At 59.8% G+C, this 17,091-nt stretch carries 15 protein-coding genes and 1 pseudogene; 7 read left to right on the top strand and 9 right to left on the bottom strand.

From position 1 onward, the window contains the following. Window positions 1-71: 71 nt before the first annotated feature. Window positions 72-2,393: a hybrid sensor histidine kinase/response regulator gene (locus AACY49_RS15950; protein ID WP_339524972.1), complete on the top strand. Its 2,322-nt coding sequence runs from the start codon at window positions 72-74 to the stop codon at window positions 2,391-2,393. Here AACY49_RS15950 and AACY49_RS15945 read toward each other — a convergent pair. The 3 genes from AACY49_RS15945 to msrB all read right to left on the bottom strand — a co-directional run bounded on the left by AACY49_RS15945 (window position 2,377) and on the right by msrB (window position 3,854). Continuing rightward, window positions 2,377-2,838, bottom strand: a complete 462-nt coding sequence (locus tag AACY49_RS15945; protein WP_339524970.1) for a MarR family winged helix-turn-helix transcriptional regulator — start codon at window positions 2,836-2,838, stop codon at window positions 2,377-2,379. The two genes, AACY49_RS15950 and AACY49_RS15945, sit on opposite strands and share 17 nt — an antisense overlap. Further along, window positions 2,835-3,320, bottom strand: a complete 486-nt coding sequence (locus AACY49_RS15940) for a glutathione peroxidase (RefSeq protein WP_258699815.1) — start codon at window positions 3,318-3,320, stop codon at window positions 2,835-2,837. Before AACY49_RS15940 ends, AACY49_RS15945 begins: the two co-directional genes overlap by 4 nt. A gap of 138 nt (window positions 3,321-3,458) precedes the next feature. Continuing rightward, entirely contained in the window at window positions 3,459-3,854 is a 396-nt protein-coding gene (gene msrB / locus AACY49_RS15935) for a peptide-methionine (R)-S-oxide reductase MsrB (protein WP_258699814.1), read from the bottom strand. 226 nt (window positions 3,855-4,080) lie between these two features. Here msrB and AACY49_RS15930 point away from each other — a divergent pair, with 226 nt between their 5' ends. Next, window positions 4,081-5,292: a pyridoxal phosphate-dependent aminotransferase gene (locus AACY49_RS15930; protein ID WP_258700690.1), complete on the top strand. Its 1,212-nt coding sequence runs from the start codon at window positions 4,081-4,083 to the stop codon at window positions 5,290-5,292. 316 nt (window positions 5,293-5,608) lie between these two features. Next, the gene (htpX, locus tag AACY49_RS15925; protein WP_007940016.1) at window positions 5,609-6,496 is read left to right on the top strand and encodes a protease HtpX; all 888 of its coding nucleotides are present in this window, start codon (window positions 5,609-5,611) and stop codon (window positions 6,494-6,496) included. A 188-nt stretch (window positions 6,497-6,684) separates the two neighbouring features. On the opposite strand, the gene AACY49_RS15920 is transcribed toward htpX, so the two are convergent. Next, the gene (locus AACY49_RS15920) at window positions 6,685-7,341 is read right to left on the bottom strand and encodes a thiopurine S-methyltransferase (protein WP_258699813.1); all 657 of its coding nucleotides are present in this window, start codon (window positions 7,339-7,341) and stop codon (window positions 6,685-6,687) included. Window positions 7,342-7,444: 103 nt separating this feature from the next. Here AACY49_RS15920 and AACY49_RS15915 point away from each other — a divergent pair, with 103 nt between their 5' ends. Next, on the top strand, window positions 7,445-8,212 hold the full coding sequence (locus AACY49_RS15915; RefSeq protein WP_339524967.1) for a DODA-type extradiol aromatic ring-opening family dioxygenase: 768 nt from the start codon (window positions 7,445-7,447) through the stop codon (window positions 8,210-8,212). A gap of 186 nt (window positions 8,213-8,398) precedes the next feature. Here the strand turns inward: AACY49_RS15915 and AACY49_RS15910 are convergent. Beyond that, window positions 8,399-10,106: pseudogene (locus AACY49_RS15910) on the bottom strand (DEAD/DEAH box helicase). 386 nt (window positions 10,107-10,492) lie between these two features. On the opposite strand from AACY49_RS15910, the gene AACY49_RS15905 reads away from it, so the two are divergent. Then, a complete protein-coding gene (locus AACY49_RS15905) occupies window positions 10,493-11,284 on the top strand; it encodes a crotonase/enoyl-CoA hydratase family protein (RefSeq protein ID WP_339524965.1) in 792 nt (263 codons plus the stop codon). Window positions 11,285-11,422: 138 nt separating this feature from the next. On the opposite strand, the gene AACY49_RS15900 is transcribed toward AACY49_RS15905, so the two are convergent. Continuing rightward, on the bottom strand, window positions 11,423-12,178 hold the full coding sequence (locus AACY49_RS15900) for a spermidine synthase (protein WP_258699810.1): 756 nt from the start codon (window positions 12,176-12,178) through the stop codon (window positions 11,423-11,425). Window positions 12,179-12,326: 148 nt separating this feature from the next. Between AACY49_RS15900 and AACY49_RS15895 the strand changes: the two genes are divergently transcribed. After that, on the top strand, window positions 12,327-13,673 hold the full coding sequence (locus AACY49_RS15895; RefSeq protein WP_258699809.1) for a class II 3-deoxy-7-phosphoheptulonate synthase: 1,347 nt from the start codon (window positions 12,327-12,329) through the stop codon (window positions 13,671-13,673). A gap of 131 nt (window positions 13,674-13,804) precedes the next feature. Here AACY49_RS15895 and AACY49_RS15890 read toward each other — a convergent pair whose 3' ends face one another. Both AACY49_RS15890 and AACY49_RS15885 read right to left on the bottom strand, forming a co-directional pair. After that, complete coding sequence (locus AACY49_RS15890) at window positions 13,805-15,034, bottom strand: winged helix-turn-helix domain-containing protein (RefSeq protein WP_339524963.1); 1,230 nt, start codon at window positions 15,032-15,034, stop codon at window positions 13,805-13,807. 64 nt (window positions 15,035-15,098) lie between these two features. Beyond that, entirely contained in the window at window positions 15,099-15,314 is a 216-nt protein-coding gene (locus AACY49_RS15885; RefSeq protein ID WP_258699807.1) for a DUF1127 domain-containing protein, read from the bottom strand. 96 nt (window positions 15,315-15,410) lie between these two features. Between AACY49_RS15885 and AACY49_RS15880 the strand changes: the two genes are divergently transcribed. Next, entirely contained in the window at window positions 15,411-16,265 is an 855-nt protein-coding gene (locus AACY49_RS15880) for a LysR substrate-binding domain-containing protein (protein WP_258699806.1), read from the top strand. Here AACY49_RS15880 and AACY49_RS15875 read toward each other — a convergent pair. Then, the gene (locus AACY49_RS15875) at window positions 16,255-16,989 is read right to left on the bottom strand and encodes a sulfite exporter TauE/SafE family protein (protein ID WP_258700689.1); all 735 of its coding nucleotides are present in this window, start codon (window positions 16,987-16,989) and stop codon (window positions 16,255-16,257) included. The two genes, AACY49_RS15880 and AACY49_RS15875, sit on opposite strands and share 11 nt — an antisense overlap. Between the last annotated feature and the right edge of the window lie 102 nt (window positions 16,990-17,091).

Raw genomic sequence — 17,091 nt, 5'->3', positions numbered from 1 at the left:
AGAACATCGGTATCCAGTGATGATCGACTATGCTTGAGCAGCGAAGGGAAACGGAAGTGGTTCAACATCCCATGGATATCAAGTTCAGCCACCGGCTGTCGTACAAGCAAGCCCGGCTTACGGTGCTGGTCGGTTTCATACTGGGCACGCTGCTCAGCCTGGTGCAAATTGGCATCGATTATGCCAGCGAAGACGCCTCCATCAACCGCGAAATACTGTCTTTGCTGGAAATCAGCCATAACCCCGCGTCCCGCATCGCCTACAACATCGACGCCGAACTCGCCCAGGAGCTGACCATGGGGCTACTGCGCTCTCCGGCGATCATCAGCGTGCAATTGACCGACAACAACAATACCGTGCTGGCCAGCGTCAAACGCCCGGGCCTGGAAAACAATTACAGGATGCTCAGCGACTTCCTGTTCGGCGCCAACCGACAGTTCGAAGACCGCCTGTACCTCGACCACTTGCCGGACGAATCCCTCGGGACCTTGCACCTGGAAGTCGATACCTACACCTTCGGCAGCCGCTTCCTGCGCCGGGCTGAAGTGACCCTGCTCAATGGCTTCGCACGCAGCCTGATCCTCACGGGCATTTTGCTGGCGCTGTTTTACGTAATGCTGACCAAACCGCTGGTGCGGGTCATCCGCGAGCTCAGTGGCCGTGACCCGCGCAGCGCGGAACCGACGTGGCTGGAGTGTCCGACGGGGCATGAAAACGATGAAATCGGGGTCCTGGTCAAGGTCGCCAATCAGCAATTTGAAAACATCGCCACCGAAATCCAGCAACGGCGCAACGCTGAAAATCGCCTGACCGACTACCTCTCGCAACTGGAAAACATCGTCTCGGCTCGCACTGCGGAACTCAAGGCGATCAACACTCGACTCAGCCAGTCCAACGATGAACTGGAAGTCGCCCGCAGGACCGCCCTGGACATGGCCGAAGCACGCTCGGTGTTCCTGGCCAACATGAGCCATGAAATCCGCACGCCCCTCAACGGTCTGCTGGGGATGATCGCGCTCTCGCTGGACGGCCCGCTCAATGCCGAACAGCAGCAACAGCTGTCCATCGCCCACGACTCGGGCAAAGTGCTGGTGGAACTGCTCAACGATATTCTCGACCTGTCGAAGTTCGATGCTGGCCAGCTCGAACTCGAACACATTCCATTCGACCTCGGCTCGCTGATCGAAGACACCGCCAACCTGCTGTCCCAGAACGCCGCGCCCAGCGTCGAACTGGCGTGCCTGATCGATCCGAAGTTTCCTGCACTGGTGCTCGGTGATCCGACCCGGGTCCGCCAGATCGTCAGCAACCTGTTGTCCAATGCCCTCAAGTTCACCCGCTTCGGGCGGGTCGATGTGCGTCTTTCAACGTTCGAGGATGGCGTGCGAATCGAAGTCTGCGACACGGGCATCGGTATCGCCCAGGACGCGCAAGTCAAAATCTTCCAGCCGTTCACCCAGGCCGGTGCCGGCATTACCCGGCAATTCGGCGGTACCGGCCTGGGCCTGGCGCTGACCTACAACCTTTGCGAAGCCATGCAAGGGCGTCTGACGATCAGCTCGGAACCAGGCTTCGGCAGCCAGTTCTGCGCCGACCTGCCGCTGCCCTGCCACACCCAGGCCATCGCCCCGGCACTTCTGCAAGGCAACATCATCGCGATTACCGCCGCCAGCAGCGGTCTGGCGGAACTGTTGAAGAGTCTGTTGCCCGAATGGGGGCTCGACTATCAACAGCGTTCCATTGATGACCGGTTGATCGGTCTGGAGCCGGACGTGCTGATCACCGACTGTCCCGAATGCCTGTTTGTCCTGCGCCCTACCTTCACCGCGCCGATTCTGCTGGTGACCGCTTACGGCAGTTTCCTGCCCAGTGAGCAAACCAATGCTCTGGCGCCTTTGCAACAGCAGGCGCGGCCTTTGGCGCGCAACGCGCTTTACCAGACATTGCGACGGATCTTGCAGCCGGAACTCCAGGCGATCAACGGCGCCCGGGTCGAAGTCCTTTCGCCCCAGCGACGCGGGCGCATCCTGCTGGTGGAGGACAACCCGGTCAATCAGTTGGTGGCCAAGGGCATGCTCGGAAAACTCGGTTGCGAGGTGAGCGTCGCGGCCCACGGTGCCGAAGCACTGGATCAGCTTGAGCACAGCGAATTCGATCTGGTGTTGATGGACTGCAACATGCCGGTGATGGACGGCTATGAAGCCAGTCGGCAAATCCGTCGCAGCGGGCGCTGGCCTCAACTGCCCATCGTCGCCCTGACCGCCAACGCCATGTCCGAAGAACGCGAACGCTGCCGTGCGGCGGGCATGAGCGACTACCTGGCCAAACCCTTCCGCCGGGAAGAACTGGCGGCCCTGCTCGACTTGTGGATACCCACTACGACAGCGCTTTGATTTGCCCCAACAGGTGATCGAGGCCATCGCGCAGATCATTCAGGCGATCCAGATCCACGCCGCTATCGCACAACAGACGAGCCTTGAGCGGCCCGACCTGATCACGCAAGGCCTTGCCGGTGAGCGACAGGCTCAGATGCACCTCACGCTCATCGCGCGCCGAACGCTGACGCTGTACCAGCTGCAGCTGCTCAAGACGCTTGAGCAGCGGCGTCAGGGTCCCGGAATCCAGCGCCAGGCGTTCGCCCAGCGCCTTGACCGTCGGTTGCTCTGGCGCCACTTGCTGCCATTCCCACAACACCAGCATCGCCAGGTATTGCGGGTAGGTCAGGCCCAACTGATCGAGCATCGGCTTGTAAGCGCGGATTACCGCCCGAGAAGCGGCGTACAGCTTGAAGCAGAGCTGACTGTCGAGCTTCAGGGAATCGACTGACAACGTGTTCATTTGAGCAGGGCTTCGATCTCGCGGCTCAGGTCCTGCGGCTTGGTCGCCGGAGCAAAGCGCTTGACCAGCTGGCCGTCCTTGCCGATCAGGAACTTGGTGAAGTTCCACTTGATACCTTGGGAACCCAGCACGCCCGGTGCGCGTTTTTTCAGCTGAACGAACAGAGGATGAGCGCCGGCACCGTTGACTTCGATCTTCTTGAACAGCGGGAAACTCACCCCGTAATTCAATTCGCAGAACTCGGAAATCGCCCCCTCGTTGCCTGGCTCCTGCTTGCCGAACTGGTTGCAGGGAAAGCCGAGCACCACCAGGCCTTGATCCTTGTAAGTCTGCCAGAGCTCTTCGAGGCCTTTGTACTGTGGGGTGAAACCGCATTTGCTCGCAGTATTGACCACCAGTACCGCTTTGCCGGCGAAGTCGGCCAGGGTCTTTTGCTCACCCTTGATGGTGGTGCAAGGGATGCTCAGCAGGCTGTCGCTCATGGCACGAACTCCGAGAGGAAGAAGAAAGGCCAAACATAGCGAGCAATTGAATTGCGTGCAATTTAATAAATCGATCGATACCTGAAACGCCCCCATCGAGGTAGGAGCAGCCTTCGGCAGCTCCTACGCAGAAGTGGACTACCCGCGGGGAACGAGATCCAGGCACACCGAGTTGATGCAATAACGCAGGCCAGTGGGCGGCGGACCGTCCGGGAACACATGCCCAAGGTGCGCATCGCATTTGGCGCAGACCACTTCAGTGCGGATCATGCCGTGGCTGACATCACGGATCTCGACCATCGCGCTGTCGCCGATCGGCGCGTAGAAGCTCGGCCAGCCGCAGCCGGAATCGAATTTGGTCTTTGAGTCGAACAGCGGTGCGGTGCAACAAATGCAGTGGTAAACACCGTCGACTTTGCTGTCGTTGTACTTACCGGAGAACGGTCGTTCGGTGCCCTTGAGGCGGCAAACGTTGTACTGCTCCGGATCGAGCATGGCCCGCCATTCTTCCAGGGTTTTTTCCAACTTTTCCATCATCACACCTCAGCAGCTGAAAAAGCCCGATCTGTATCTTTTCCACGGATCGGGCGGCACGTATGATTGCGCCTCGTCAAACGCCAGTCTGGCAGCCAGACCACGCGCATTCAAACGGATTTATGAGTGCCGTCACCCAAGGCGTCAGGCCTGTGTGAATACGCAGGATTCCCAGCACGGTCGTTCATACGCCGCCTGGATCGTTCATTTTCGGGAATACATCGCCATGCAGGTCAGCAAATCGAACAAGCTCGCCAACGTCTGCTACGACATTCGCGGCCCAGTGCTCAAGCACGCCAAACGCCTGGAAGAGGAAGGCCATCGCATCCTCAAGCTGAACATCGGCAACCCGGCCCCCTTTGGTTTCGAAGCACCGGATGAAATCCTTCAGGACGTGATCCGCAATCTGCCGACCGCCCAGGGCTATAGCGACTCCAAGGGTCTGTTCAGTGCCCGCAAGGCCGTGATGCAGTACTACCAGCAAAAGCAGGTGGAAGGCGTCGGCATTGAAGACATTTATCTGGGCAACGGCGTTTCCGAGCTGATCGTGATGTCGATGCAGGCCTTGCTCAACAACGGCGACGAAGTACTGGTGCCAGCTCCCGACTATCCGCTGTGGACCGCCGCAGTGAGCCTGGCGGGCGGCAACCCGGTGCATTACCTGTGCGATGAACAGGCCAACTGGTGGCCGGACCTGGCTGACATCAAGGCCAAGATCACCCCGAACACCAAGGCCCTGGTGATCATCAACCCGAACAACCCCACCGGTTCGGTGTATTCCAAAGAAGTGCTGCTGGGCATGCTGGAACTGGCCCGTCAGCACAATCTGGTGGTGTTCTCCGACGAAATCTACGACAAGATCCTGTACGACGACGCCGTGCACATCTGCACCGCCTCGCTGGCGCCGGACCTGCTGTGCATGACCTTCAACGGTCTGTCCAAGTCCTATCGCGTGGCCGGTTTCCGTTCCGGCTGGGTCGCCATTTCCGGCCCGAAACACCACGCCCAGAGCTACATCGAAGGCATCGATATACTGGCCAACATGCGCCTGTGTGCCAACGTGCCGAGCCAGCACGCGATTCAGACCGCTCTGGGCGGCTACCAGAGCATCAATGACCTGGTATTGCCTCAGGGGCGTCTGCTGGAACAGCGCAATCGAACCTGGGAATTGCTGAACGACATTCCGGGCGTGAGCTGCGTCAAGCCAATGGGCGCGCTGTATGCCTTCCCGCGGATCGACCCGAAAGTCTGCCCGATCCACAACGACGAGAAATTCGTGCTTGACCTGCTGCTCTCGGAGAAGCTGCTGGTGGTACAAGGCACGGCCTTCAACTGGCCATGGCCGGACCACTTCCGCGTGGTCACCCTGCCACGGGTCGACGACCTGGATCAGGCCATTGGCCGGATCGGTAACTTCCTCAAGTCCTACCGCCAGTAAGTGACCTGTCACCGTGCGACGCTTGCGAAAGTCGCACGGTGATTAATTCAGCAACATATCTTTGCACCCTGCCGAACATTGTTGCTTCAAGCGCTGACTGGCGACTTGACTCGTGACCGCGTCTAACAACGACGGGGCCTGCGAGGTTAATCGGCTGACAAACACTTCCCATGCTGACGTCGGAAATGCCCTTCATACGGCTAAACTGTTGCCGTAGGACACAGTTTGAAATAGTCACCCTGTTGAATAGCCCGGTGCAGCACCTTATATACCCCGCAGTACGCTACATCTTTAGCACGAGGAGATTTCTACAACCATGATGCGCATTTTGCTGTTTTTGGCCACTAACCTGGCGGTCGTGCTGATTGCCAGCATCACCCTGAGCCTTTTCGGCTTCAACGGGTTCATGGCGGCCAACGGGGTTGATCTCAACCTCAATCAGCTGCTGATTTTCTGTGCGGTCTTTGGTTTCGCCGGTTCCCTGTTCTCGCTGTTCATCTCCAAGTGGATGGCGAAGATGAGTACCAGCACCCAGATCATCAGCCAGCCGCGCACCCGGCACGAGCAATGGCTGCTGCAAACCGTCGAGCAACTGTCCCGCGAAGCCGGAATCAAGATGCCCGAAGTCGGTATTTTCCCGGCCTATGAAGCCAATGCCTTCGCCACCGGCTGGAACAAGAACGATGCACTGGTCGCAGTCAGCCAGGGCTTGCTCGAGCGCTTCTCGCCGGATGAAGTGAAAGCCGTTCTGGCCCACGAAATCGGCCATGTGGCCAATGGCGACATGGTCACCCTGGCGTTGATCCAGGGCGTGGTGAACACCTTCGTGATGTTCTTCGCCCGGATCATCGGCAACTTTGTCGACAAGGTGATCTTCAAGAACGAAGAAGGCCAGGGCATCGCCTATTACGTGGCGACCATCTTCGCCGAACTGGTTCTGGGCATCCTGGCCAGCGCCATCGTCATGTGGTTCTCGCGCAAACGCGAATTCCGCGCCGACGAAGCCGGCGCAAGCCTGGCCGGCACCAGCGCAATGATCGGTGCCCTGCAGCGTCTGCGTGCAGAGCAAGGGCTGCCGGTGCACATGCCGGACACCCTGAATGCCTTCGGCATCAACGGTGGCCTCAAACAAGGGTTTGCCCGTATGTTCATGAGCCACCCACCGCTGGAAGAACGCATCGATGCACTGCGTCGTCGGGGCTGACAGGCTCCGCACTAAAAGAAAAGGCCCGCAGTGAATGCGGGCCTTTTTTTTCTGTTTGATTAATGCGGTGTTCATCAGGGCCTCTTCGCGGGCAAGCCTCGCTCCCACAGTGGACCGCGTCTATTCAGATCACTCGGTAACTGTGGGAGCGGGCTTGCCCGCGAAGAGGCCAACAAACTCAACACACCTTAATGGCTGGAAACCCGATAAACCCGCTCTTCAAGCCGCGTGACACCGGCGTCGAGAAACTTCCCGCTCTCACCCAGGACGTCCTGGTCTTCCAGAATCTTCAGCGCCCACACATCGCCGAACAACCGTTGCACCTCATCATCCAGCACTGCGAAGGGCGGCCCATCCATCTGCGTCTGGTCGTAATCCAGGGTAATCAATAGCCCCAGAGAATCCTTCGGAAGAATCCGCTTCAGATGCTCGGCATATCGCTCACGCATCGCCGGCGGCAAGGCGATCAACGCCGCACGGTCGTACAGCGCGCTGCAATCGGCGACATCGCCTGCCGTCAACTCGAAGAAATCACCGCACCACAGCTCGATCGACCCCGCCCGATAGACCTTGAACGGCCCCTGCTCACTGACGTCCGGGTCAAATTGATGCTCATTGAAGAAGTCCTCCACGGCCTTTTCCGACAGTTCAATCCCCAAGACCTCATGACCTCGGTGCGCCAGCCACAACAGATCCAGACTTTTCCCACACAGCGGCACCAGCACGCGAGCGCCCTCTTCCAGGCTCAACGCTGGCCAGAACCGTTGCAGATAAGGATTCACTTCCGGCAGATGAAAGCCGATCTGATTCGACGCCCATCGTTTGTGCCAAAACTCCGGCTGCATAATTAACCCCGAAAAATTCGATCAAAAGACCCTAAAACTTATATTAGATTTAGATCAATGATCTGACTGAAGATGGTGCCATCTTACTCTCAGGAGCTCATTCATGTTCCCCAGCCTGTATATCTCTCATGGCTCCCCCATGCTAGCCCTGGAACCCGGCGCCAGCGGACCGGCCCTCGCTCGTCTGGCCGCCGCATTGCCGAAACCCAAGGCCATCGTGATGGTTTCCGCGCACTGGGAAAGCAGCGAACTGTTGGTCAGCGGCAATCCCCAGCCTGAAACCTGGCACGACTTCGGCGGATTTCCCCAGGCCTTGTTCGAGGTGCAGTACCCGGCACCCGGCAATCCACAACTGGCGGCGCAGGTTGTCGAGCTGCTGAAGGCCGACGGCCTGCCTGCACGCATCGACACCCAGCGACCGTTCGACCATGGCGCTTGGGTACCCTTGTCGTTGATGTATCCGCAGGCCGATATCCCGGTGGTGCAGGTCTCACTGCCCACTCGTGGTGGCCCGGCCCTGCAAACCCGCATCGGCCATGCCCTGGCCAGCCTGCGCGAACACGGTGTGCTGTTGATCGGCTCCGGCAGCATCACCCACAACCTGCGGGAACTGGACTGGCACGCCGGCCCGGAAAGCGTCGAACCCTGGGCCAAGGCGTTCCGCGACTGGATGATTGAAAAACTCGAAGCGAACGACGAAGCCGCGTTGCACGACTATCGTCAGCAAGCGCCGAACGCTGTGCGCAACCACCCGAGCGACGAGCATCTGCTGCCGCTGTACTTTGCCCGCGCGGCCGGGGGTGAGTTCAGCATTGCGCATCAGGGGTTCACCATGGGGGCGTTGGGTATGGACATTTATCGCTTTGGCTGACAGGTAGACCGAGGCGTCCTCATCGCGAGCAGGCTCGCTCCCACATTAGAATGCGTTTCCCTGTGGGAGCGAGCCTGCTCGCGATGGGGACGACGCCACTCAACAGCCATGAACAAAACAGCAGACAAAAAAATCCCCGAACCTGTCGGGGATTTTTTATGTGCGATCAATCAGCCCGAGAGCGGATCAATCTTCGCGATAGCGACGCAGCTTCAACTGCTTACCGGCAACGCGAGTGTCCTTCAGCTTGGTCAGCAGACGCTCCAGACCATCTTCCGGCAGCTCGACGAGGCTGAAGCTGTCACGCACCTGGATGCGACCGATAGCTTCACGCGCCAGACCACCTTCGTTGAGGATGGCGCCCAGCAGGTTCTTGGCAGCGATACCATCACGCGCACCCAGCGCGGTACGGCAACGAGCACGGCCTTCAGCCAGCGGGATCGGAGCACGACGCTCGCGGTCACCACGGTCCGGACGATCACCGGAACGCTCTGGACGATCGCCACGCGGTGCATTGTTCGGCACCAGTGGACGTTCTTTCTCGATCGCGGCCAGGGTCAGCGCTTGACCGTTGGTAGCCTTGCGCAGCAGGGCTGCGGCCAGGGCACGCGGGCTGCAACCGATGTCGGCAGTCAGACGATCCAGCAGATCACCGTGAGTCGATTCGGCATCAGCGACCAGTGGCGACAGGCTGTTGGTCAGTTTCTTGATGCGGGCATCGAGAACGGCCTGAGCGTCCGGCAGGCGAACTTCGGCCACTTTCTGACCGGTAACACGCTCGATCACTTGCAGCATGCGGCGCTCACGAGGAGTCACCAGCAGCAGTGCGCGACCTTCGCGACCGGCACGGCCGGTACGGCCGATACGGTGAACGTAGGATTCCGGGTCGTACGGCATATCAACGTTGAACACGTGAGTGATACGCGGAACGTCCAGGCCACGAGCGGCAACGTCGGTCGCCACAACGATGTCCAGACGGCCATCCTTGAGGGATTCGATCACGCGCTCACGCTGGTTCTGAGCAATGTCACCGTTCAGCGCAGCGGCTTTGTAGCCTTTGGCTTCCAGGGCACTGGCCAGGTCCAGGGTCGCTTGCTTGGTGCGCACGAACATGATCAGGGCGTCGAAATCTTCCACTTCCAGCAAGCTGAGAACGGCAGAGGTCTTCTGGTCAGCGTGAACCAACAGGTGAGCCTGTTCGATCGCGGTAACGGTCTGAGTCTTGCTCTGGATCTTCACGTGCTTCGGATCGCGCAGGTGGCGCTCGGCGATGGCACGGATCGATTGCGGCAAGGTGGCCGAGAACAATACGGTCTGACGGGTTTCCGGCATGGCCTTGAAGATAACTTCCAGGTCGTCCATGAAGCCCAGTTTGAGCATTTCGTCCGCTTCGTCGAGAACCAGGTGGTTCACGGTAGCCAGGACTTTTTCGTCGCGACGCAGGTGGTCGCACAGACGACCCGGAGTGGCGACAACGATCTGTGCGCCATTACGGATTGCTTTCAATTGTGGGCCCATCGGCGCGCCGCCGTAGACAGCCACAACAGTTACACCCGGCATTTGCTTGGCGTAGGTTTCGAAAGCGGTTGCAACTTGTAGCGCCAACTCACGAGTTGGGGCCAGGATCAGAGCTTGCGGCTCGCGCTTGGACGGATCAATGCGGTGCAGGATCGGCAGGGCAAAGGCAGCGGTTTTACCGGTACCGGTTTGCGCCTGGCCAATCATATCGTGACCGGCGAGAATGATCGGGATCGACTGCTGCTGAATGGCCGAAGGCTCTTCATAGCCGGTAGCGACTACTGCAGCGACAATATTAGGGTGAAGTTCAAGAGCGGCGAAGCCGCCGATTTCCTGGGTCATGGGTCTGCCTCTAAGTGCATCCGCAAAGACCCATGCTCCAAAGCTGCACATGCCGTGTTGAGACTCAAGAGTCGCCCTGGCAGCTTTGTCGGCGGGGATTTGCGAAAACGAATGAATGAAAAGAATCGTCAAGGAAGAGTCCGCTGGGGACGTGCAGCCGAAGCTGGCTTCGGGGAATTGCGCTACCTAAACGCGGCCCGGTTAAAGGCCGGCGCGCACTATACCGGAATTCGCCAAAAAAGGGAGCTTTTTTTATCGGAAAAAACCCGCGTACACCGTTGTGTCACAGGCTTTGCGGATTATCGTGCGACAGTCTATTTTGCAAAGGCCCGGCCCTGCTGGCGATGGCGCTAAAACGGTTCACCGTGGTGACGCAAACCTTCGGTCTCATATCCCCCCTCCCCACCGAGGAAACGCTCCATGAATCAGCCCAGCCCCAGTCGTGTAACCCGTGAACGGCACGGTCATGTCCTGATGATCGGCCTGGATCGGGTGGCCAAACGCAATGCCTTCGACCTCGACCTGCTCAACGAACTCAGCCTGGCCTATGGCGAGTTCGAGGCTGACAGTGAAGCGCGGGTGGCGGTGGTGTTCGGCCATGGCGAGCATTTCACTGCGGGGCTCGATCTGGTCAGCACCGGCACGGCCCTGGCCGAAGGCTGGCAGCCACCGCCCGGTGGCTGCGATCCATGGGGCGTGTTCACCGGCCCCCGAGTCAGCAAACCGGTGATTGTCGCGGCGCAAGGCTACTGCCTGACCGTAGGTATCGAGTTGATGCTGGCCGCCGACATCAACCTGTGCGCCAGCAACACCCGCTTTGCCCAGAAGGAAGTGCAGCGCGGGATCTTCCCGTTCGGTGGCGCCACCTTGCGTCTGCATCAGGTCGCTGGCTGGGGCAATGCCATGCGCTGGTTGCTAACCGGCGATGAATTCGACGCGCATGACGCCTTGCATCTGGGCCTGGTGCAGGAAGTCATGGCCAGCGAGGGCTTGTTGCCACGGGCGGTCGAGTTGGCGGAGCGGATTGCCCGACAGGCGCCGCTGGGGGTTCAGGCAACGTTGATGTCTGCCCGGCAGGCGCGCTATGAGGGTGAGACGGCGGCGGCCCAGGCATTGCCGGCGCTGGTGAAGAAACTGCTGAATAGCGAGGATGCCAAGGAGGGTGTGCGGTCGATGATCGAGAAGCGGCCGGGCGTATTCAAAGGGCTTTGAGGCATGTATTGACGAGCAGGATGCTTTCGCGAGCAAGCCCGCCCCCACATTCGATCTTCGTCGGTCGCAAATTTGCGCTTCTACTCGGTCAACTGTGGGAGCGGACTTGCTCGCGAAGGGGCCCGAACAGGCAACGCCTTATGTCGCCGGCCGAATATCCTTGATCAACGACTGCAACGAATACCCCAATCGCGGCGCCAGACCTTCAGCGCGAGCGATCAGCCCGTCCATGTCCAGCGCCTGGTCCAGCTCCGATGGCACGATCAGAATCACGTTGCCCTCCTTCACCGGCAGTTCCCAGTAATGCCGATGATAGAGGCCGCGCAACAACGCCGCCCCCAGCGGTTTGCCGTCGTCGGTGGCCCACTGGTTGATCACCAGCCAGCCACCCGGATTCAAGCGTTTCTGACAGTTTTCCAGAAAGCTCCAGGCCAGATGCCCGACACCGGGCCCGACATCGGTATAGAGATCGACGAAAATCAGATCGGCCGGTTCAGCCGTATCGAGCAACTCCAGCGCATCGCCGACGCGGATATACAGCCGCGGATCATCATCCAGGCCGAGGTATTCGATGGCCAGCCGCGGCACGTCGGGACGCAGCTCGATGGCTTCGACATCTTCCAGCGGCAGGAACTTCAGGCAGGCCTGGGTCAGTGTGCCGGCGCCAAGCCCGAGGAACAGCGCGCTGTCCGGCTGTTCGTGGCACAGCGCGCCAATCAGCATCGCCCGGGTGTAATCGTACTCGAGCCAGCTCGGGTCGGCGGTGAACACGCAGCTCTGTTCGATGGCGTCACCGAACTCCAGAAAACGGTAATCGGCCACTTCCAGCACGCGAATCACGCCGAACTCATCCTGTACCTCGGCGAGCAGATGCTCGACGCGCTCCTCAGTCATTTCGTCTCCTGATCGTTACCGGCCCCGGCAACGCAATAAACCGCAACATAAAGCGGCAAAGGCGCGATTGTCCGCGAAGCGACGGGAGCAGGTCACGCACTAATTGCTGATAACATAACCGTCCGAGCGGAAAATACTAGAGACTGCAATGAGCCAACCCTGGAGCCCTGACAGCTGGCGCGCCCTGCCGATCCAGCAACAACCCCAATACCCCGACGCGGCGCATTTGCTGCACGTCGAGCAAACCCTGGCGAGCTATCCGCCGCTGGTGTTTGCCGGTGAAGCCCGGGAGTTGCGCCGTCAGTTTGCCGAAGTGACCCAGGGCCGGGCGTTTCTGTTACAGGGCGGCGACTGCGCCGAAAGCTTCGCCGAGTTCTCCGCCGCGAAAATTCGCGACACGTTTAAAGTGTTGCTGCAAATGGCGATCGTCATGACCTTCGCCGCCGGTTGCCCGGTGGTCAAAGTCGGACGCATGGCCGGCCAGTTCGCCAAACCCCGTTCGGCCAACGATGAAACCATCAACGGCGTGACGCTGCCGGCCTACCGTGGCGACATCGTCAACGGCATCGGGTTCGACGAAAAAAGCCGTGTGCCGGACCCGGACCGCCTGTTGCAGTCTTATCACCAGTCCACCGCGACCCTGAACCTGTTGCGCGCCTTTGCCCAGGGCGGTTTTGCCGACCTGCATCAGGTACACAAGTGGAACCTGGACTTCATCGCCAACTCGGCGCTGGCCGAAAAATACAGCCACCTGGCTGATCGCATCGATGAAACCCTGGCCTTCATGCGCGCCTGCGGCATGGACAGTTCGCCGCAACTGCGTGAAACCAGTTTCTTCACCGCCCACGAAGCGTTGCTGCTGAACTACGAAGAAGCCTTCGTACGTCGCGACAGCCTGACCAACGACTACTACGACTGCTCGGCCCACATGCTGTGGATCGGCGACCGTACCCGTCAACTGGACGGTGCTCACGTCGAATTCCTGCGTGGGGTGCACAACCCGATCGGCGTGAAGGTCGGTCCGAGCACGAACCCTGAAGACCTGATTCGTTTGATCGACGTGCTCAACCCGGACAACGACCCGGGTCGCCTGAACCTGATTGCGCGGATGGGGGCGAACAAGGTTGGCGATCACTTGCCGCAACTGATTCGCGCAGTGCAACGCGAAGGCAAGCAGGTGCTTTGGAGTTCCGACCCGATGCACGGCAACACCATCAAGGCCAGCAGCGGCTACAAGACCCGCGACTTCGCGCAGATTCTTGGCGAGGTGAAACAGTTCTTCCAGGTTCACGAAGCGGAAGGCAGTTATGCCGGCGGCATCCACATCGAAATGACCGGGCAGAACGTCACCGAATGCATCGGCGGCGCGCGGCCGATTACCGAGGATGGGTTGTCAGATCGCTACCACACCCACTGCGACCCACGGATGAATGCCGATCAGTCGCTGGAATTGGCGTTTTTGATTGCTGAAACCCTGAAGCAGGTTCGGCGGTGAGTCATTAGGTTTTTTATTGCCTGACAGACCGCCATCGCGGGCAAGCCCGCTCCCACAATGACCGCGTCGTTCACAAATCATGTGTCTGGCGCGACTCCTGTGGGAGCGGGCTTGCCCGCGATAGCGTCGGTTCAATCGCCCTCAATCTGTGCCAATGCCACCCGCAATCTTGCCGCACTCGCCCGCGGGCAATTCAACTGAACCTGCGCCAGCCCCAACCAATCGGCCATCTGCCGCAGATTGACCGCTAACGCCAGCATCCCCGCCTCATCCAGCCCCGGCGCTTCCACATGCACGGCGTGCACCGCCAGCCGACCCAACGCTCGCTCGGCGCGCAAGTCGACCCGTGCGGCAATCCGCTCATGGTGCAAAAACGGCAATACGTAATAGCCGTAGATACGCTTGTGCTGCGGGGTATAAATCTCCAGCCGATAACGGAAATCGAACAATCGCTCGGTACGGCTGCGTTCCCAGATCAGCGAGTCAAACGGTGAAAGCAGCGCACTGGCCTCGACCTTGCGCGGCACCTTCGGCTCAGCCGGGCAATAGACTGGTTGCCGCCAGCCTTCAACCTCACACACCAGCAGATCGCCCTCCTCGACCAACTCCGCCAGCCGCGGTCGGCTGTCTGCCGGGCTAAAGCGAAAATAATCCCGCAGGTCCTTTTCCGTACCGACGCCCAACGCCGTGGCGGCATGCAGCAACAGCCCGCGCTGGGCCTGCGCCTCACTGAGCAAAGGCTGCTGGAGAATCGCCGAGGGAATGACCCGCTCCGGCAAATCATAAAGCCGTTCGAACCCACGCCGGCCGGCCACGGTCACTTCGCCGGCGGCGAACAGCCATTCCAGCGCATGCTTTTCGGCGCTCCAGTCCCACCAAGGCCCTGCCCGCTCCTGACGGGTCGACAAACTGCCCGCACCCAGCGCACCGAATTCCTGAACCGACGCCAGCACGCGGCGAATCGTGTCCTGCCGTTCACGACCGAAGCGCGCCAGTTGCTGATAGATGTCTTCGCCGCGGGTCGCGCGCTGCATGCGCCAACGCATCAGGGGAAACATCGACAAGGGTAGCAACGACGCTTCGTGGCCCCAATACTCGAATAACGTGCGCCGACGCCCCTGACTCCAGGCAGCCTGATCGAGCAAGTCGGGTGAGTAATTGCCAAGACGGGAAAACAACGGAAGGTAGTGCGAACGCACCAACGCATTGACCGAATCGATCTGTAGAATGCCGAGGCGCTCGATCAACCGGTTGAGCTGAACCGGTTTGATCGCCGCCAGCGGCTGGCGCCCGTTGAACCCTTGGGCGGCCAGCGCCAGACGCCGAGCCTGTTTGAGGGAAAAGGACAGTGTGGCGGGCATGAGCATCTCCTTGTCTGCTCGCAACCTACCTCACCCGGAAGCGGTTTGTGTAGCGATGGAATGATCATTTATGCATCGGATCATCCCAGAATGGTCTTACCACCTCATGTTCAACATCTGCACGGGTCACGCCGATGTCCTTCAGTGCTTCGTCGCTCAAGCCCGCCAGCAATTCACGTTCACGGTGAAGTTCGTACCAGCGACTAAACTTGTGCAGCAGATCGGATACCGCGTGGATTGAGAATTTTTCTTGCGTTACATGCTCATTGTGACCTTTCATCGTGTAGCCCTCCTTTAGGGATGGCTCAAGTCTCGCGCTAGCGATAAGATCAATCCAACGAATGTTTCTGATGGAATACATCTCGGAGATTGATGGATGTCCGCTTACCCCAGTATCGACACCGATGTTCTGCGCACCTTCGTCGCGATCGCCGACCAGGGCGGCTTCACCCGCGCCGGTGAAATGGTCAACCGCACCCAGTCCGCGGTGAGCATGCAGATGAAGCGCCTCGAAGAGGACGTATTGCAGCGCCAGCTGTTCGAACGCGACGGACGCCAGGTCAAGTTGACCGCCGAAGGCCAGGTATTGCTGGGCTATGCGCGGCGTATCCTCAAACTCCACAGCGAAGTCTTCAATACCCTGCGCGAGCCGCACATGGTCGGCACAGTACGAATCGGCACCCCCGACGATTACGTCATGCGCTTTCTGCCAGGCATCCTGTCGCGCTTCGCGCAGTTTTACCCACTGATCCAGATCGAAGTTCATTGCGAATCGACCCGGCAACTGTTGCAACGCCAAGACCTGGACCTGTCCATCGTCACCCGCGAACCAGGTAACGAGATCGGCCAATTGTTGCGCAAGGAGCGTTTTGTCTGGGCCGAGGCCCAATGCTTCAGCGCCCACGAGCAAACACCGTTGCCGCTGGCGATGTTCAACAGCGATTGTTTCTGCCGCGCCTGGGCGTGCAATGCTCTGGACGCCATGGGCCGCGATTACCGCATTGCCTACAATAGCTCCAGCCTGTCGGCATTGATGGCGGTGGTCAGCGCGGGCCTGGCCATCACCGCGCAACTGGAAAGCCTGATCACGCCGGATATGCGCATCCTCGGCGCCGATCAGGGCCTGCCCCTGTTGCCGGAAGGCAGCATCATGCTGATCCGCAACCTGAACAACCCTTCGCCGATCACCGAATGCCTGGCCGAGCACATCGTCGAAGGTTTCAAACTTTAAAAGCGAGCATCACCGCACAGAACACCAGAAAACCACAGAACAGCCCGCGCAGTAGCCGCTCCGGCAATGCGTGGGCAATTCTCACGCCCCAACTGATGCTCATCAATCCGCCGACCGCCAATGGCAGACCGATCGTCCAGTTCACCTGATGATGCACCGCGTAGGTCATCAAGGTGACGCCCGTACTTGGCAATGCCAGTGCCAGGGACAAGCCCTGGGCAACCACTTGAGTGGTACCAAACAGGCTGGTCAACACCGGCGTTGCCACCACTGCCCCGCCCACTCCAAACAGTCCGCCCATCGTCCCGGAAGCCGCGCCGAGCACACCCAGCCACGGCCAGGAATAGCGCATCTGCGAAGAGGCTGGTGCGTTGGTGGTGAACATTCGCATCAGGTTGTAGGCGGACAGAGCGATCAGGAAAGCGACGAAGCCCAAGCGCATGGTTTGCGCATCGATACCCACCGCCCAGATCGAACCGATCCAGGCGAAGCAAAACCCCATCGAGGCCAGTGGCAGCGCATGCCGCAATTCGATGCGATTGCGCTGGTGATAGCGCCACAGCGCCAGCATCACGTTCGGCACCACCATCACCAACGCCGTGCCTTGGGCAATCTGTTGATCAAGACCGCACCACACACCCAGCAGCGGGATTGCGACCAACCCGCCACCAATGCCGAAGAGCCCGCCGAGGGTTCCCAAGGCAGCACCAAAAACCAGATACATCACGAACTCAATCACAGGCGATTTTCCTCTTGTCAGGCCGTTCATCCTACGCAGTCGGCTCTGGCGGGGAAACGCACAGCAACGCACAATGGCTGTGCCAAA

It is taken from the genome of Pseudomonas sp. EL_65y_Pfl2_R96 (assembly GCF_963970905.1).
Classification (GTDB): Bacteria; Pseudomonadota; Gammaproteobacteria; order Pseudomonadales; family Pseudomonadaceae; genus Aquipseudomonas.
This window is presented reverse-complemented; position numbering and strand designations above follow the sequence as displayed.

Coding starts and splice junctions, on each gene's coding strand:
- AACY49_RS15950 (WP_339524972.1), top strand. CDS start 72: ATGGATATCAAGTTCAGCCACCGGCTGTCGTACAAGCAAGCCCGGCTT.
- AACY49_RS15945 (WP_339524970.1), bottom strand. CDS start 2,838: ATGAACACGTTGTCAGTCGATTCCCTGAAGCTCGACAGTCAGCTCTGC.
- AACY49_RS15940 (WP_258699815.1), bottom strand. CDS start 3,320: ATGAGCGACAGCCTGCTGAGCATCCCTTGCACCACCATCAAGGGTGAG.
- msrB (WP_258699814.1), bottom strand. CDS start 3,854: ATGGAAAAGTTGGAAAAAACCCTGGAAGAATGGCGGGCCATGCTCGAT.
- AACY49_RS15930 (WP_258700690.1), top strand. CDS start 4,081: ATGCAGGTCAGCAAATCGAACAAGCTCGCCAACGTCTGCTACGACATT.
- htpX (WP_007940016.1), top strand. CDS start 5,609: ATGATGCGCATTTTGCTGTTTTTGGCCACTAACCTGGCGGTCGTGCTG.
- AACY49_RS15920 (WP_258699813.1), bottom strand. CDS start 7,341: ATGCAGCCGGAGTTTTGGCACAAACGATGGGCGTCGAATCAGATCGGC.
- AACY49_RS15915 (WP_339524967.1), top strand. CDS start 7,445: ATGTTCCCCAGCCTGTATATCTCTCATGGCTCCCCCATGCTAGCCCTG.
- AACY49_RS15905 (WP_339524965.1), top strand. CDS start 10,493: ATGAATCAGCCCAGCCCCAGTCGTGTAACCCGTGAACGGCACGGTCAT.
- AACY49_RS15900 (WP_258699810.1), bottom strand. CDS start 12,178: ATGACTGAGGAGCGCGTCGAGCATCTGCTCGCCGAGGTACAGGATGAG.
- AACY49_RS15895 (WP_258699809.1), top strand. CDS start 12,327: ATGAGCCAACCCTGGAGCCCTGACAGCTGGCGCGCCCTGCCGATCCAG.
- AACY49_RS15890 (WP_339524963.1), bottom strand. CDS start 15,034: ATGCCCGCCACACTGTCCTTTTCCCTCAAACAGGCTCGGCGTCTGGCG.
- AACY49_RS15885 (WP_258699807.1), bottom strand. CDS start 15,314: ATGAAAGGTCACAATGAGCATGTAACGCAAGAAAAATTCTCAATCCAC.
- AACY49_RS15880 (WP_258699806.1), top strand. CDS start 15,411: ATGTCCGCTTACCCCAGTATCGACACCGATGTTCTGCGCACCTTCGTC.
- AACY49_RS15875 (WP_258700689.1), bottom strand. CDS start 16,989: ATGTATCTGGTTTTTGGTGCTGCCTTGGGAACCCTCGGCGGGCTCTTC.